We start from the raw sequence: 14,729 nt of genomic DNA on the forward strand, positions 1-14,729 counted from the left end.
CCGCGACAGGCTCATCATCCAACCCATCAGAACCCAGCCACAAGAGAGTTTCCGTCACACCACAACGGCGCAAAGCGCCCCCACCGCTCGATACGCGGCCTCGCTTGCTTGGTTCCTGAGCCTGTCGAAGGGCGGGCGCTACTCGATCAGCGGGGTGGGAGCGGCGTCGTCCACTCAGTCGCCGGAGTGCTCCCGTTTCTGTTCGAGCCCGTCGAGCAAGATGTCGAGGCCGAAGAGGAACTCGTCACCGTAGAAGTACCCCGGCTTGAGGACGTGATCGGCGGTGAGCTCCGCAAGGTACGGGTATTCCTTGGTCGGCAGCTGGGCCAGCATGAGGTGCGCCATCGCCTCCGTCTCCTCGGGCGTGGTGAACGGCAGGCTCTTCTCCTGCAGCACGAAGCCGTAGATGTAGCTGTCGATCGCCGAGAATGCGTGCGCCGTCATAGGGAGGGAGAACCCGCCGTTGCGGAACGTGCCGATCACCCGGTCGTGATGTCGCAACGTCGACGGTCCGGGGTTGACGCCTGAATCCCGGGCGCTGCTCGCCCAAGGATGCTCGGCCAGCACCGCCCGGAATGAGATCGAGCGCTTGCGGATGGCGGTCTTCCAGTCGTCGCTGTGCGACGGCAACTCGATCTCACCGAAGATGGCGTCGACCATGCCGTTGACCAGGTCGTCTTTGTTGGCGACGTGGTTGTAGAGCGACATGGCCTCCACGCCCAGGTCCTCACCCAGCCGTCGCATCGTGAGCCCATCCAGGCCTCCTTTGTCGGCGAGCACGATCGCTGCGGCGATCACCCGCTCGCGATTGAGGCGGACGCGGGTGGGCGCTTCCTTGCGCTGAGCTCTCATTCACATCTCCGAAATCTTGGTCGTTGACAAACCTTACCATGTATGCGAACTTTACTTACACCATAAGTTTACGTCGTAAGTCTAACTGAAAAGGACAACTGAAATGACTACGTCAACCCTCACCACACCGACCGCCGCTCCGGCGACGCGCAACCTCAACCCGTTCCGCTGGTCGCAACGCACCGGCGCCCTCGCATCCGGAACCGCACTCGCCGCCATGGCCGTGCTCGCCGTCTTCGGCTACTTCGTCGCCGTCAAAGGTCTCTGGGTGGCGGGTGACGCGCAGAAAACGGCGGATGCCATCGGCAATTCACCAGCACTGTGGATCGCCGGAATCGTGGCGATGTTCGTCGTGACCATTCTTGATGTCATCGCCGCCCTCGGCACCAGCGCCGTGTTCAAGCCGGTCCACCGCCGGGTCGCGCAGGTGGCCTGGGTGATGCGAACCGCCTTCGCCGCCTGGTACCTGGTCGCCATCACCCAGCTCGTCGTCGCCTTCACCAACCTCGACCGGCCCGAGGCTGCCCTGGCGAACATCGAATCGTTCTGGAGCATCTGGCAGGCCAGTCTCGGCTTCTTCGGGCTCTACCTCCTGGTTGTCGCCTACCTGGCCATCCGCTCCGGTTTCATGCCCAAGATCTTCGGCATCCTCATCGGCGTCGCCGGTCTCGGCTACATCGCCGACATCATCGGCCTCACCTTCGTCGCCGGCTTCGCTCCCACCTTCGGATTCTTCGGCTTCATCGGCGAAACCGCCATGATCTTCTGGCTCCTCATCAAGGGCCGCAAGCTGCCGCGCGTCTGACCACCCACCCCAACGCCCACCCGAAAGACGGAAAAATGACCAGCCCACTGCTCGAAGCCCGCGACATCCACAAGTCCTACGGCCGAGGCTCCACCCGATTCGACGCCCTCTCCGGAGTCTCCCTCGCTATCGACGCCGGTGACTCGGTCGCCATCGTCGGCAAGAGCGGATCAGGCAAATCCACGCTCATGCATCTACTCGCCCTGCTCGACGCTCCCGACAGCGGCTCGCTGTTCGTCGGCGGGGCGGATGCCAGGGGGCTGAGTGCCCGGCAGATCGGCCGCATCCGCAACGCGGACTTCGGCTTCGTCTTTCAGCAGTTCTTCCTCACGCCCAACGCGACGGTTCTCGACAACGTGATCCTCCCGCTCACGATCGCCGGCATGGCGCCTCGGGAACGCAAGGCACGCGGCATGGCCGTGCTCGAGCAATTGGAACTCGCCGACAAAGCGAAGAACAAGGCCACGGATCTCTCCGGTGGACAGAAGCAGCGGGTCGTCATCGCCCGGGCTCTCGTCAGCAACCCGAAGGTCCTCTTCGCCGACGAACCCACCGGCAACCTCGACACGACCACCGGCCGACTTGTCGAAGACATCCTGTTCTCCCTGAACCGGGACCACGGGATCACCCTCGTCATCGTCACCCACGACACCGACCTGGCAGCGCGATGCGACCGGCAGATTTTCGTCCGCGACGGCCGCCAGGTCCACGCACCAGAACTGGCAGGAGCAGCAGCATGAACATCATCGACATCCTTCGCGCGGCCATCGGAAACACGTTCCGCAGCAAACTGCGCACCGCCCTCACCATCGTCGCCATCTTCATCGGCGCCAGCACCCTCACCCTGACCAGCGCCATTGGAACAGGGGTGTCCGGCTACCTCGACGTGCAACTGGCATCCGTCGGAGCGCCGGATGTGCTCTCCATTGCGAAGACGGCACCCGCCGCCGCCGGCCTCGGCGACGGGCCCGCGCCCTGGGAAGAGGCGACGGTCACCGCGAACGGTGCGGCCGCCACCGAGACAGCCGGATCGACCGCCGTGCTGAGCCCGGACGACCTCCACGCGATCGGGGAAACCGGTGGTCTCACAGCGGTGAACCCCGTCGTCTCCGTCAGCCCCGCCTACATCGGATACGAGCAGCGCGGAAAACACGAGATCGTCGTCGGCGCCAACTCCGAGATGACCCGCGCCGACCTCGCCGCCGGCTCCCAGCTGTCCGTCGACGACGCGGATCACAGCATCCTGCTCCCTGCGTCATACCTGCAAAACCTCGGTTTCCGCAGCGCGAAGAGTGCGATCGGCGAAACCGTGGTCATCGGCGCGACCGACTATACCGGCACGATGCACGAAGTGACGGCAACCGTTCGGGGAGTGCAGAACCTCACCCTGCTCGGAGTGGGCGTGCGCCTCAGCCGCGCCCTCACCGAGACTCTCGCCGAGGTGCAGTCGACCGGGCAGCCCGCCACGGCGGGCACCGGCTACTTCCTGGCCACCGCCCGCTTCGACCCGCAATCGACGCCCGAGCAGGTGGACGCGATTCAGGCCGACCTGGCAGAGCAGGGGTACACCGCGCAGACCGTCGCCGATCAGATCGGCGTGTTCCAGACGATCCTCGCCGGCATCATCGGCGTGCTGAATGCGTTCGCGCTCATCGCCCTGATCGCCGCCGGAGTAGGCATCGTCAACACCCTGCTCATGAGCGTGCAGGAGCGCACCCGCGAAATCGGCCTCATGAAGGCGATGGGTATGAGTGGGCGCCGGATCTTCACCCTGTTCAGCATGGAGGCCATCGTCATCGGCTTCCTCGGCAGCATCCTCGGCGCGTTCGCCGCCATCGTCACCGGCACGATCGGCAGCGCCGTGCTCGCGGAAACGTTCCTCGCCGACCTGCAGGGACTTCAGGTCATGCAGTTCGCGCCGCTCTCTGTGACAGCGATCATCCTGCTGGTCATGTTCATCGCCTTCCTCGCCGGCACGCTCCCCGCACGCCGCGCATCCCGCCAGAATCCCATCGACGCCCTCCGCTACGAATAGAGAGACCAAACCATGCAAGCAGTCACCTCCCGCCGCTACGGACCACCCGACAGCGTGCGCATCGAAGACATTCCCACCCCCGTGCCGGAGAACGACGAGATCCTCGTCCGCAACTATGCATCCGTCGTCACCACTGCCCTGGCCGAAGCCCGGCGAGGATCGGTCGTCGCCCGGCCGTACTTCGGGGTCACCCGGCCGAAGTGGCCGGTGCTCGGCACGAACTTCGCCGGCGTCGTTTCGGCGATTGGATCCTCCGTCACCCGGTTCCGGATCGGCGACCGGGTCACCGGGGTGAACACCGCCGAATTCGGTGCTCACGCCCAGTACGTGATCGTTCAACAGGACGGAGTCCTCACTTCCACGCCGAGCAACCTCACCGACGCCGAATCCGCCGCGGTGTTCGACGGATCCGTCACGGCGCTTCCCTTCCTGCGCGACCGTGCCGCGCTCCAGCCGGGACAGTCCGTCCTTATTAATGGGGCCGCAGGCTCCGTCGGAACCGCTGCCGTCCAAATCGCGAAGCACTACGGATGCCACGTCACCGCGGTCTGCAGCGCCGGGAACGCGGCGCTGGTCCGGTCGCTCGGGGCGGATGCCGTCATCGATTACGCCGCGACCGACTTCACGGCCGCCCGGGACCGGTACGACCTCATCTTCGACACGGTCGGCACGAGCTCCTTCGGCCGCAGTCGGGAGACGCTGACCCGGGACGGCCTCTTCCTGACGACTGTGCCGTCGCTCGCGATCCTCGCCCGGATGGCGTTGTCGCGGTTGAGCCGAAAGAAGGCCGGGATCGTTTTCACTGGTCTCGAGAAGCCGGCCGTGAGAACTACGAACCTGGCCTGGCTGGGCGAGTTGGCGGAAGCCGGTGCGCTGGTCCCCGTCATCCACCGGGCGTACCCGATGGAGCAGGCGGCGGAGGCCTACGCTCTCGTGGAGACGGGCCACAAGAGCGGAAGCGCCATCCTCACCTTCGACGACTGACGCGGCCGAACGCGAAAGTCACGGCGGCCCAGGCGGCCGGGATCATGCGCTCCGCACCCACTTGTCGCCCCGGGCCTGCACGAACCGCTTGACGACGTAGTCCCACGGAGTGACAAGGAGAACCGGAACGACGAAGAGAACACTGAACGTCATGGTCTCGGTGGCGGCATCCATGTCGTTAGCGAGAAGATGCGGCAGGGCCACGATCGCGAGCCAGAGCACTTTCCACATCACTTCGAACAGGAGGATCGGCAGCATGCCGATGGGGTAGCGCAGGCCGAGCAGCGCCAGGAGCGACATGGCCGTCAGGATGCAGAGAACGGCGCTCTCGATCACCGGAAGGGAAGAGGCCTGGAGAAGCAGCGGCCACTTGACGAGGATCAGGCCGACGGCCATGAGGAGATACCCGCCGCGCATGAGGTTGAGGCGGAAGGTCGGCAGCGTCGCGGTGGCGGCGGGGCTGGGAGCCGGCGTCGCCCCGGTGGGGCGGAAGTATTCCGGTGTGGGGGTGGGGGAGCTAGACATGATTCGATTCCATTCGGTTGTTGCGTCAATGTCTGTTGCGTTCGGCGCGGCGATCGCCGGTCGAGGGGCATCCGGGCAGCACGGACCGCCTGAGTGGGCTGGTGCCACCGAGCCAGGATGTGTCTGCTGGATTCAGCGGGGTCGAATGCCGATCACCGCGTCGGGAAGGGCGGGCGTCAGGGTGACGCGGTCCAGGTATTGAGCGCGGTGATCACGCTGGTGGTCAGTCGCTGGTAGCTGCGGTCGAGGTCGACGGGCAGGGCGAATCCGCCGCCGGTCTCGAGGGAGACGAAGCCGTGGAGCGACGCCCGGAGGAACCGGGTGGCGTCCACTGCGTCATCGCCTTCGAGCCCGTACCCGGCGAGCACCCGGAACACGACGTCGACGAGTGCCGTGGACACGGCGATGTCGGCCGCCTCGTCGGGGTGGGGTGCCAGCATCGCCATCGGATACAGCCCCGGATGTGCCCGTGCCCATGCTCGGTAGGCGAGGGAGATGGCGGTGAGGGCGTCGTCGCGCGAGCGGCCGAGAGCGGCGTTGCCGAGGGCTTCGCTGAGGCTCTTCTTCGCGGTGACCGTGACACCGCGGCGAAGCGCGGGGAGACCGTCGACGTGCTTATACAGCGACGGGACGCGCACGCCCAGCTTCTCGGCGACGGCCGCAAGCGAGAGCCCGTCGAGTCCGCGCTCGTCGATCAGGCGGGCGGCTTCGCTGATCACCGACTCGGTGGTGAGCCCGGCCCTAGCCACGATCGGTTCCTTCCGCAAGAAAGGCCATGACGGCGGATGCCACGTGGTCAGGCTGCTGTGACTGGGGGTAGTGGCCGGCATCTGCGATGAGCACGGCCCGGCCGGAAAGGGTCGACGCGATCCATTCGGCTTCGGCCCTGGGATCCTTGAAGTCCGGGTCGTTCGCTCCCATCACCACGAGGGTGGGTGTGTGAACGCGGTCGAGACTGGCGGCGGACTGGGCATGACCCGTCCGTGTCGTCCGGCTGAACGCGCGAGCGTAGCCCGGGCGCCGGATGCTGCGGACGACCTCATCGCGGTAGGCCGCGAAGTCGGTGGGCAACGTGCCCGCGTACAGCTTGGGCAAATACGCCCGCCAGACCGCCGCTGCCCACGGCGGCGCCATGAGCATCCGGAAGAAGAGGCGGCTGAACACGTTGTCCGAGGCCGGCTCGCGGACGAACGGGCCAACGAGAACAAGACCGCGAACCAGCTCGGGGTGGTCGGCCGCCACGAGAACGGCGGCTCCCGCCGCCATGGAGTTGCCGACGATCACGGCGGGGCCGAGCTTGCGGAGGAGCGCCACGATGTCGTCGGCGGTCGGGGCGTCTCCGTACTCGGAGAAGGTGGCATCGCTGTCGCCGTGCCCCCGGAGATCCATGGTCACCACGCTATGGCCGGATGCCACAACGGCGGGCGCGAGGAACCGGTAGGTGGCGCGAAGGTCGCCCATCCCGGGCACCATCAGCACGAGGGGGCCGCTTCCCTGCACGTCGTAGGCGACGCGTCCCTCGGTCAACGAGAGGTACTCGGTCGTAGGACCGGCCTGCTTATCCTGCTTTGTCATGAGGCTATGGTAATTAGCTTTCAGGCTAACGTCAATAGCTAAGACTCTCCCGCTGGCTGGAGGGAGCGCAGCGACCGAAGCCGAGGCGCGCGAGAACCGAGCTTTCGCGGAGGCTCCGGCGCTTCGTCGCTGGCGCGAATGCGCCAATCCGCCCGCTTGCTGCTTTCGACAGAGAGGCGGCCGATCCGTTTTTCCGGAGGCGGTCGCGTGCCGTCGAGCCCCCGGAATCGCTACGCTGGCGAAATGCGCCTGATCAGAGCTGGTATCCCTGCCGTCGTTGCTGCCTCACTTTGGCTGGCGAGTGGCGGCCTCGAACTGCTCGGCCGTCAGACGCTCCCTGGGCCGATCCGCCACGTGCTCGCGCTCGTCGCCCCGGAGACGATTCCGGTGCTGGAACTCACCGCTCCGGCACCGTGGGCCTTCATCATGATCACGCTGTCGATGCTTGCGATCTTCACCGCCTACGCGGCGCTCGCCGCCCTCGTGCGGCGCCAGCTACCCGGCAACACGGCGACGGCGTTCGCCGCCTACTGGCTGTGCGCCGTGGCATCCGGTTTTCTTGTGCTGGCGATTCCCGTCGCGCTGGAGCTTGCCAACGCGGTCGTGCAGCAGCAGACGCCGTTGCGTTTCGTCGCCGAGCGCGTGGCCGGGGCGGCGCAGTGGGGGCTCATCTTCGGGTGGATTCCAGCGCTGCTCGCCGTCGCCCTGGACGGCGCCGGTCGGCCTGAACGCCCTGTCTTCACCCGTCGGGTGATCGCCATCCCTGCGGCCGGCCTGTTCCTGCTCGCCGCGGTGGGCCTGACCGTTGCCGCCCCGTTGGCGTACGCCGCCATGCAGGCGCAGATTCCGACCGAGGCAGTGCCGGAGCCGGCCCCGACCGGAACCCCGGTGCCGCCGGTCGCACCGGGCGACTGGCAGGCAGATCCACTGTGGTGCACGAGCGGCCAGCTCGAGATGTCGGCCGGGGTGCCGGATGCCGCCCTCGGCAGTCGAGCGCTCGTTTTGCGGGCCGAGAACGTCAGCGATGCCGCGTGCATCGTGGAGGGTTACCCGGATGTCGCCTTCGCCGACGAGTTCAGCAGCGCCCTCGACGTGGCCGTCGACCACGGCGGATCGATGTTGAGCGACGATCCCGGCGTCACTCGCATCGATGTGCAGCCCGGTGCGGCCGTCGTCTCGACGCTCGGCTGGGCGGCGATGCCGACCGCGGGGCAGGATGCCGCCGGCTGGCTCCACGTCGCCTCCCACCATGGTGCCGAGCGTCAGATGATCGTCGTCGAGACCGACATCACCGGGGGCACTGTGTCGGTGACGGCGTGGGCGCCGCCGGCGGAGTGAAACGACGCATCAAAACACCCGGCAGAATATGGGAATGACCACGCCACTCTCCGGAACGCAGTTCGAGCTCACCAGCGGCGCCTACACCGCCACCATCGCCAGCGTCGGCGCATCGCTGCGCTCGCTGCAGCATCACGGCCGCGACCTCGTCGTGCCCTTCGACGCCGATGAGGTGCGCCCGGCGTACCGCGGCGCCACCCTCGCCCCGTGGCCGAACCGCGTGGTCGACGGTCGCTACAGCTTCGAAGGCACCGACTACGAGCTCGCGCTCACCGAGCCGAAGCGCGGCCACGCGCTGCACGGACTCGTGGCCTGGCACGACTTCATCGCCCTCGACGAGGCCGCCGACCGAGTGATGCTCGCCACGACGATCGAGGCCGAGACCGCGTATCCGTTCCGGATCCAGGTGCGGGTCGAATTCCATCTCGACGCAGACGGTCTGCACACCACCGTCGCCGCCCGCAACACCGGCACCGTGCCCGCCCCGTTCGGCACCGGCCCGCACCCGTACCTCGTCGCCGGTGAGGGAACCGTCGATGACTGGACCCTTCTCCTCCCGGCCGAGCACGTGCTGACGGTGACCGATGACCGGTTGATCCCGATCGGAGTGGCGGACGTCGCCACCGAGTCAGGCGGAACCTTTGACTTCCGTGAGCCCCGCGAGATCGGCGACACTTTCCTCGACCACGCGTTTACCGGGCTCGTGCGCGACGAGAACCGGACCGCCGAGGTCCGCGTGACCGCGGCATCCGGAACCGGGGTGCGCATGCGGTGGGACTCGTCGTGCAAGTGGGTGCAGGTGCACACCGCCGACCAGGAGGCGCCGAAGCCCAGCCGGATCGGCCTCGCCGTCGAACCGATGACGTGCCCGCCCGACGCATTCAACTCGGGTGAGGACCTGCTCGTGCTGCAGCCGGGTGGGGTCACGTTCGCCTCGTGGAGTATTGCGGCGATCTAGTTATCTGCGCGAAAAGCTCGGAGCCGGTGGGTGGATCGTCGTGTCGATACGCCCTTCACGGTAGCGACCGAAAGTGGTACCGTCACCCCATGAGTGGGACTGAGTCAATTCGAGTGGGAAACAAGGGCCGTATTGTCTTACCAGCCGACATCCGGCAACGTCGGCAGTGGGCCGAAGGTACGACGCTCGTGGCTGTCGAAACGGAGTCGGGAGTGCTGCTTGCCGAGCGCAGCGCCCTCGAAGAGATCCTCCGTAAGCAACTTTCGGGGGCGGATGTCGTCGCCTCGCTCCTCGAGGACCGCCGGAGGGCGTCTGCGGCGGAAGACGACGCGTGACCGTCTTCGATGCATCCGCTCTGTTGGCCTACCTGCGTGGCGAAGCGGGAAGCGGTCACGTTCGCACGCAGCTCGAGCGTGGTGGCGTGTGCAGCGCAGCGAATTGGTCGGAAGTGGCCCAGAAGGTGATCGCGGCGAAAGCTGACTGGGACCTCGCCCGCTCTCTGTTGCTGAGCTTCGAGCTGGTCGTCGAACCGGTCACGGCGTCCGACGCGGAGAAGGCGGCCGCGCTGTGGCGTTCGGGCGAAGGGCTTTCGCTTGCCGATCGGCTGTGCCTCGCGCTCGCCGATCGGCTTGATGCGTCCGTCCTGACCGCGGACCAGCAGTGGCTGGGCCGCGAGCGAGTCACCGTCATTCGGTAGTTGCCCAACTCGATCGACGAGAAAGACGCAGCGGCAGTTGCTGCGCGGCAGACTCGACGGAGGCGAATCACAGAGGAGTGACCGTGAAAGACCAGAGTGTTCCCGACGCCGCGCGCAGCGCCAGCGACCTCCTCGATCTCGACGATGAGTTCAGCAGCGCCGAACTGGAGCTGCGCGGCCGTGTGCGCGAGTTCGTCGATCGCCGCATCCGCCCGAACATCGCCGGCTGGTTCGAGAGCGCGACGTTCCCGGTCGAGCGGATTCCCGAGATGGCTGACCTGGGTCTGCTCGGCATGCACCTCTCCGGCTACGGCTGCGCCGGCGGCTCGGCCGTCGACTACGGTCTCGCCATGCAGGAGCTGGAAGCCGGGGATTCCGGCATCCGCACCTTCGTCTCGGTGCAGGGATCCCTCGCGATGTCGGCGATCCACAAGCACGGGTCTGAGGCGCAGAAGCAGGCCTGGCTCCCCGGAATGGCGGCGGGCGAAATCATCGGGTGCTTCGGCCTGACCGAGCCCACGGCCGGGTCGGACCCGTCGAGCATGATCACCACCGCGCGCCTCGACGGCGGCGAATGGGTGCTCAACGGGGCCAAACGGTGGATCGGTCTCGCGTCGATCGCCGACATCGCCGTGATCTGGGCCCGGGCCGAGGAAGGACTGCGCGGCTTCCTCGTGCCGACAGACTCGCCTGGCTTCACCGCCACGCCCATCGGGCCCAAGCTCTCGATGCGCGCGTCGATTCAGTGCGACATCGACCTCGTCGACGTTCGTTTGCCCGAAGATGCGGTACTGCCCGGAGCGATCGGCCTGAAAGGGCCATTCTCGTGCCTCAACGAGGCCCGCTACGGAATCGCGTGGGGCGCCCTGGGCGCCGCCCGCGACAGCTTCGACCAGGCCCTCGCCTACGCGTCTGAGCGGATGCAGTTCGGCAAGCCGCTCGCGGGTTTCCAGCTCACCCAGCAGAAGCTCGTGAATTGGGCGCTCGAGATTTCGAAGGCCCAGATGATCGCGTTGCGTCTGGGCCGGTTGAAGGATGCCGGAAAGCTCCAGCACCACATGATCTCGGTCGCCAAACTCAACAACACCCGCATCGCCATCGACATCGCGCGCGAGGCGCGGGCCATGCTCGGCGGCAACGGGATCACGCTGGACTACTCGCCCATGCGCCACGCGAACAACCTCGAGTCTGTGCGCACCTATGAAGGTACCGACGAGGTGCACACGCTGATCCTCGGCCAGCACATCACTGGGCTGCCCGCGTTCCGCGGGTAGCCCGGGTTTGCGCGGGGTTCCTTCGCTTCGGTCGCGTAGCCGTTGATCGCCCTTCGACAGGCTCAGGAACCAAGCCTGTCGAGATCTCCCCAAGCGAGCGGAGGGGTTTTCCTTGAGGTGAGTCCAGCTCATGTGTACTATCGCCGTGACGGCACCCAGACCCCGCGCCTCGTCATCTCGCTGAGGGGGTGTGCATGGGTGCGTTTTCGACCGACGCCACATCTGCCTCCCGCGCGCAGGCGGTATTGGTGCGTGCGTCCGCTCGAGTGGAAGCCTCTCGCCGTAGAACCGGCACTTTTCGCGAGCCTGCCCATGGCCGCAGCCGTCCGTTCCGGCGACCGCTGGCTTCCCTCGACAACCTCTGTCGTGCTGCTCCGCTGAGCCACACCCTTCCCGGCGATTCCGCCAACCCTCCACACCCACGCTGAAATCAGACATCACCCACCACCTGAACGAAGGGATGACACAGAACCACTAAATGCTTGACCCCCGGATGACTGCCACGTCCGTTCTCACTCTGTCCTTGCTGCGGCAGCGGAACAGGCATCTGTGGCGCGCCCGGGGATTCCCCACTAGTTAGGAACGAAAAATGCGAACTCGCACCGATCAACGACGATCGACGGGAAAACTGATCGCCGCGCTCACCGTGGCGACAGCGCTCGTCGTCGCCACCGTGCCGGCCGGGGCATCCGCGGCCCCCGCAGACGCGGTCGCCCGCGCACAGGCGCTGCTGGCGCAGATGACCCTCGACGAGAAAATCGACATGCTCGAAGGTGAGCAGAACAACTTCTATGGGTTCTACAACGCACCCATCGAGCGCCTCGGAATCCCGGCGCTCACCATGGCTGACGGCCCGGCCGGCGTCCGCATCGCGGACCCCCGTGCCAACGAGAAGCGAGCGACCTCACTGCCCGCCCCGATCGCGCTCGCGTCGACCTTCAACACCGAGGCGGCGACGACCTTCGGTGATGTGATCGGCGACGAAGCCTTCAAGAGCGGCCACAATGTCTCGCTCGGAACGGCCGTCGACATCGCCCGCGTCGCGCAGGCCGGTCGCACCTTCGAAGGATACGGCGAAGACCCGTTCCTGTCGGGCACGATCGCAGCGGCGCAGATCAACGCGATCCAGGCGTATCCGGTGGTCGCTGACATCAAGCACTACACCGCGTACAACCAGGAGGAGGACCGCCTCGTCGGCGGCAACGCGATCGTGAGCGAGCGCGCCCTCCAGGAGATTTACGTTCGGCCGTTCGACATCGGTATCACGGGTGCGAACCCGGGTTCAGCGATGTGTGCCTTCAACAAGGTGAACTGGCTCTACGCGTGTGAGCACTCCGAGCTCCTCACCGGCATCCTGCGCGACCAGATCGGCTTCGAGGGCTGGGTGATGAGCGACTACGGCGCCACCCACAGTTCCGTGGAGGCGCTGCGGGCCGGGCTCGACCAGGAGCAGCCGAGCTTCGGCTTCTTCCTCTCGCTGAAGGATGCCGTGCTCAGCGGCCAGGTCGCCGAAGCGGAGATCGACGTCGCGGTACTGCGCATCCTCACGGCGATGATCCGCTTCGGACTGTTCGACAACCCGGCGACCATCCAGGAATTCGATGAAGCCGGCCACGCGCTCGCCGCGCAGGAGATCGCCGAGCAGGGCACGGTCCTGCTGAAGAACGACGGCATCCTGCCTCTCGATGAGGATGAGATCAACTCGGTAGCGGTGATCGGTGCGGATGCCGACGCAGCTACGGCGGGCGGCGGAAGCTCGCTGGTTCTGCCGACCGACACGATCAGCCCACTCGAGGGCCTCACCGAGCTGCTGCCCGACGCAACGGTGCAACACGCACGGGGCACGGACTTCGTCACATCGTCGACGTTGCTGCCGGGACTCGATGCGATTCCCTCCGACTACCTCACCAGTGCGGACGGCAGCCCGGGAGTCGACACCACCGTCGTCGATGCTGACGGTGCTGTGATCGCTGACGAGACGACTCAGGACGTCTCGATCAACGGCGGGTTCTACTACTTCGAGGGCTTCAACTCGCAGTCGACGCTTCTGCCTGCGCTGCCAGGCCGAGGCACCGGAGCGACTTTCTCGACGACGCTGACACCGCCAGTGACCGGCACCTACGTGCTGGAACTGGTGGCATCCGGCACGTCGACAGTCACCCTCGACGGCGAGGCGATCCTCGGAACAGGTGCGACGAAACTGGGCACCGACACGGTCTCGCTCGACCTGATGGCCGGCCAGGAATACGCCCTCGAGGTCGACTACACGCTCGACGTCTCCGACGGCACCGAAGAGGGCACGCAGCTGAAGCTCGGATGGACGAAGCCTGCCGGCGTCGTGGATCCGAAGGCGCTGGCTGCCGCTGACCTCGCCGCGGAGTCGGACGTCGCCGTTGTGGTCGTCCGCGACTACGGCTCCGAAGGTGGAGACAAGCCGGACATCGGCCTGCCGAGCGGCCAGGAAACGCTCATCGAGCAGGTGAAAGCGGCGAACCCGAACACGATCGTCGTGCTGACGACCGGGGGCCCGACGACAACAGCCGAATGGGCTGACGGCGTGCCGGCCATCCTCGAGGCGTGGTACGGCGGCCAGAACCAGGGCGCCGCGCTTGCACGCATCCTGTTCGGTGAGGTGAACCCTTCGGGCAGGCTGCCGGTGACGTTCCCCGTGACAGCGGATGCGACGCCGATTTCGACGCCTGAGCAGTACCCGGGTATCGGCCTCGACTCGTACTACACCGAGGACGTCTTCGTCGGATACCGCGGGTACGAGGAGTTCGACATCGAGCCGCAGTACGCGTTCGGTCACGGGCTCTCCTACACGACCTTCGAATACTCCGACCTCGACCTGACCTCACGGGGCAAGGGACGGGTGACGGCGACGTTCGAGGTCACCAACACCGGTGACCGTGCCGGTATCGAAACACCGCAGGTCTACGTCGGTGAGCTGCCGACGGATGTCGTCAACACGGCACCTCGGCAGCTGGCGGGATTCACTCGGGTCGCGCTCGCGGCCGGCGAGTCGACGACCGTCACCGTCGAGCTCGACCGTGAGTCGCTGTCCTACTGGGACTCGTACGTCGACAAGTGGATCACCCCCAGAGGGACGATCGACGTGCTCGTCGGCTCCTCGGCGCAGGACATCGAGCTCTCCGACTCGGTGCGCGTGAAGTCCACAGACAGGGAGAACGTCAACGGGATCTCGACGGACGCGGTCTACACCGTCGTCAGCGAAAACTCCGGCGCCTGCCTCGACGCGGTCGACCAGGGCACGGCGGAGGGAACGCCGGTGCAGCAGTGGACCTGCCCGGCTCCTCAGTCCAACGCCGAGTGGACGCTGTCCCAGGCCGGGGGCGGCACCTACCGGATCACGAATGTGAATGCGGGCCTGGTGCTCGAGGTGGCGGATGCCTCCACTGCGGTGGGGGCCCCGCTGGTGATCTCGGAACTGGCGAGAAGGGATGCCAGCCAGAGATTCGAACTGGTACGTGTCGGCGACGGCTACTACCAGCTCGTCAACGCGAACAGCGGGCTCTGCGCCGCGGTCGACGGGGGCAGTCGCGACAACGGCGCCCGCATCGTCCAGCAGACCTGTGACGCCGACGATCCGGCCCAGGCCTTCGCACTGAAGGTGCAGGGGGGATGACGCCGGTCTCGCAATGCACGGTCGGCGTCCGGCACTTCGG

14 protein-coding genes are annotated in these 14,729 nt (G+C 66.6%); 10 read left to right on the forward strand and 4 right to left on the reverse strand.

The features are described 5' to 3' along the window. Positions 1-174 precede the first annotated feature (174 nt). Positions 175-852, reverse strand: a complete 678-nt coding sequence (locus ABIE24_RS02380; RefSeq protein ID WP_354496444.1) for a TetR/AcrR family transcriptional regulator C-terminal domain-containing protein — start codon at positions 850-852, stop codon at positions 175-177. A gap of 103 nt (positions 853-955) precedes the next feature. Here ABIE24_RS02380 and ABIE24_RS02385 point away from each other — a divergent pair, with 103 nt between their 5' ends. From ABIE24_RS02385 to ABIE24_RS02400, 4 genes are read left to right on the forward strand one after another with little or no spacing between them, the layout of a single operon-like run. Continuing rightward, a complete protein-coding gene (locus ABIE24_RS02385) occupies positions 956-1,657 on the forward strand; it encodes a DUF4386 domain-containing protein (RefSeq protein WP_354496446.1) in 702 nt (233 codons plus the stop codon). A gap of 35 nt (positions 1,658-1,692) precedes the next feature. Continuing rightward, entirely contained in the window at positions 1,693-2,397 is a 705-nt protein-coding gene (locus ABIE24_RS02390) for an ABC transporter ATP-binding protein (RefSeq protein ID WP_354496448.1), read from the forward strand. Beyond that, complete coding sequence (locus ABIE24_RS02395; protein ID WP_354496450.1) at positions 2,394-3,692, forward strand: ABC transporter permease; 1,299 nt, start codon at positions 2,394-2,396, stop codon at positions 3,690-3,692. The genes ABIE24_RS02390 and ABIE24_RS02395 overlap by 4 nt, the downstream gene beginning before the upstream one ends. A 12-nt stretch (positions 3,693-3,704) precedes the next feature. After that, positions 3,705-4,676, forward strand: coding sequence for an NAD(P)-dependent alcohol dehydrogenase (locus ABIE24_RS02400; protein WP_354496452.1), 972 nt, complete (start codon positions 3,705-3,707; stop codon positions 4,674-4,676). Positions 4,677-4,718: 42 nt separating this feature from the next. Here ABIE24_RS02400 and ABIE24_RS02405 read toward each other — a convergent pair whose 3' ends face one another. From ABIE24_RS02405 to ABIE24_RS02415, 3 genes are all read right to left on the reverse strand, one after another. After that, positions 4,719-5,201 (reverse strand): hypothetical protein, encoded by a 483-nt coding sequence (locus ABIE24_RS02405; RefSeq protein ID WP_354496454.1) that lies wholly within the window; start codon positions 5,199-5,201, stop codon positions 4,719-4,721. 176 nt (positions 5,202-5,377) lie between these two features. Further along, positions 5,378-5,950, reverse strand: coding sequence for a TetR/AcrR family transcriptional regulator (locus tag ABIE24_RS02410; protein ID WP_354496456.1), 573 nt, complete (start codon positions 5,948-5,950; stop codon positions 5,378-5,380). After that, positions 5,943-6,776 carry an alpha/beta fold hydrolase gene (locus ABIE24_RS02415; protein ID WP_354496458.1) on the reverse strand — a complete coding sequence of 278 codons (834 nt, stop codon included), beginning with the start codon at positions 6,774-6,776 and terminating at the stop codon, positions 5,943-5,945. The genes ABIE24_RS02410 and ABIE24_RS02415 overlap by 8 nt, the downstream gene beginning before the upstream one ends. A 243-nt stretch (positions 6,777-7,019) precedes the next feature. Between ABIE24_RS02415 and ABIE24_RS02420 the strand changes: the two genes are divergently transcribed. The 6 genes from ABIE24_RS02420 (at position 7,020) to ABIE24_RS02445 (ending at position 14,689) form a co-directional block, all read left to right on the forward strand. Further along, complete coding sequence (locus tag ABIE24_RS02420; RefSeq protein WP_354496459.1) at positions 7,020-8,114, forward strand: DUF4232 domain-containing protein; 1,095 nt, start codon at positions 7,020-7,022, stop codon at positions 8,112-8,114. Between the two features lie 34 nt (positions 8,115-8,148). After that, a complete protein-coding gene (locus ABIE24_RS02425; RefSeq protein ID WP_354496460.1) occupies positions 8,149-9,072 on the forward strand; it encodes an aldose 1-epimerase family protein in 924 nt (307 codons plus the stop codon). Positions 9,073-9,161: 89 nt separating this feature from the next. Continuing rightward, a complete protein-coding gene (locus ABIE24_RS02430; RefSeq protein WP_354496462.1) occupies positions 9,162-9,407 on the forward strand; it encodes an AbrB/MazE/SpoVT family DNA-binding domain-containing protein in 246 nt (81 codons plus the stop codon). Then, entirely contained in the window at positions 9,404-9,769 is a 366-nt protein-coding gene (locus tag ABIE24_RS02435) for a PIN domain-containing protein (protein WP_354496464.1), read from the forward strand. Before ABIE24_RS02430 ends, ABIE24_RS02435 begins: the two co-directional genes overlap by 4 nt. 164 nt (positions 9,770-9,933) lie before the next feature. Next, complete coding sequence (locus ABIE24_RS02440; RefSeq protein ID WP_502916238.1) at positions 9,934-11,043, forward strand: acyl-CoA dehydrogenase family protein; 1,110 nt, start codon at positions 9,934-9,936, stop codon at positions 11,041-11,043. Positions 11,044-11,632: 589 nt separating this feature from the next. Then, on the forward strand, positions 11,633-14,689 hold the full coding sequence (locus tag ABIE24_RS02445) for a glycoside hydrolase family 3 C-terminal domain-containing protein (RefSeq protein ID WP_354496468.1): 3,057 nt from the start codon (positions 11,633-11,635) through the stop codon (positions 14,687-14,689). Positions 14,690-14,729: the final 40 nt, after the last annotated feature.

Source organism: Mycetocola sp. 2940 (assembly GCF_040548835.1).
GTDB lineage: Bacteria > Actinomycetota > Actinomycetes > Actinomycetales > Microbacteriaceae > Mycetocola_A.

Bases quoted from the DNA above. Each gene is read 5' to 3' on its own strand.
- ABIE24_RS02385 (WP_354496446.1), top strand. From the start codon at position 956: ATGACTACGTCAACCCTCACCACACCGACCGCCGCTCCGGCGACGCGC.
- ABIE24_RS02395 (WP_354496450.1), top strand. From the start codon at position 2,394: ATGAACATCATCGACATCCTTCGCGCGGCCATCGGAAACACGTTCCGC.
- ABIE24_RS02425 (WP_354496460.1), top strand. From the start codon at position 8,149: ATGACCACGCCACTCTCCGGAACGCAGTTCGAGCTCACCAGCGGCGCC.
- ABIE24_RS02390 (WP_354496448.1), top strand. From the start codon at position 1,693: ATGACCAGCCCACTGCTCGAAGCCCGCGACATCCACAAGTCCTACGGC.
- ABIE24_RS02400 (WP_354496452.1), top strand. From the start codon at position 3,705: ATGCAAGCAGTCACCTCCCGCCGCTACGGACCACCCGACAGCGTGCGC.
- ABIE24_RS02445 (WP_354496468.1), top strand. From the start codon at position 11,633: ATGCGAACTCGCACCGATCAACGACGATCGACGGGAAAACTGATCGCC.
- ABIE24_RS02420 (WP_354496459.1), top strand. From the start codon at position 7,020: ATGCGCCTGATCAGAGCTGGTATCCCTGCCGTCGTTGCTGCCTCACTT.
- ABIE24_RS02380 (WP_354496444.1), bottom strand. From the start codon at position 852: ATGAGAGCTCAGCGCAAGGAAGCGCCCACCCGCGTCCGCCTCAATCGC.
- ABIE24_RS02430 (WP_354496462.1), top strand. From the start codon at position 9,162: ATGAGTGGGACTGAGTCAATTCGAGTGGGAAACAAGGGCCGTATTGTC.
- ABIE24_RS02415 (WP_354496458.1), bottom strand. From the start codon at position 6,776: ATGACAAAGCAGGATAAGCAGGCCGGTCCTACGACCGAGTACCTCTCG.
- ABIE24_RS02405 (WP_354496454.1), bottom strand. From the start codon at position 5,201: ATGTCTAGCTCCCCCACCCCCACACCGGAATACTTCCGCCCCACCGGG.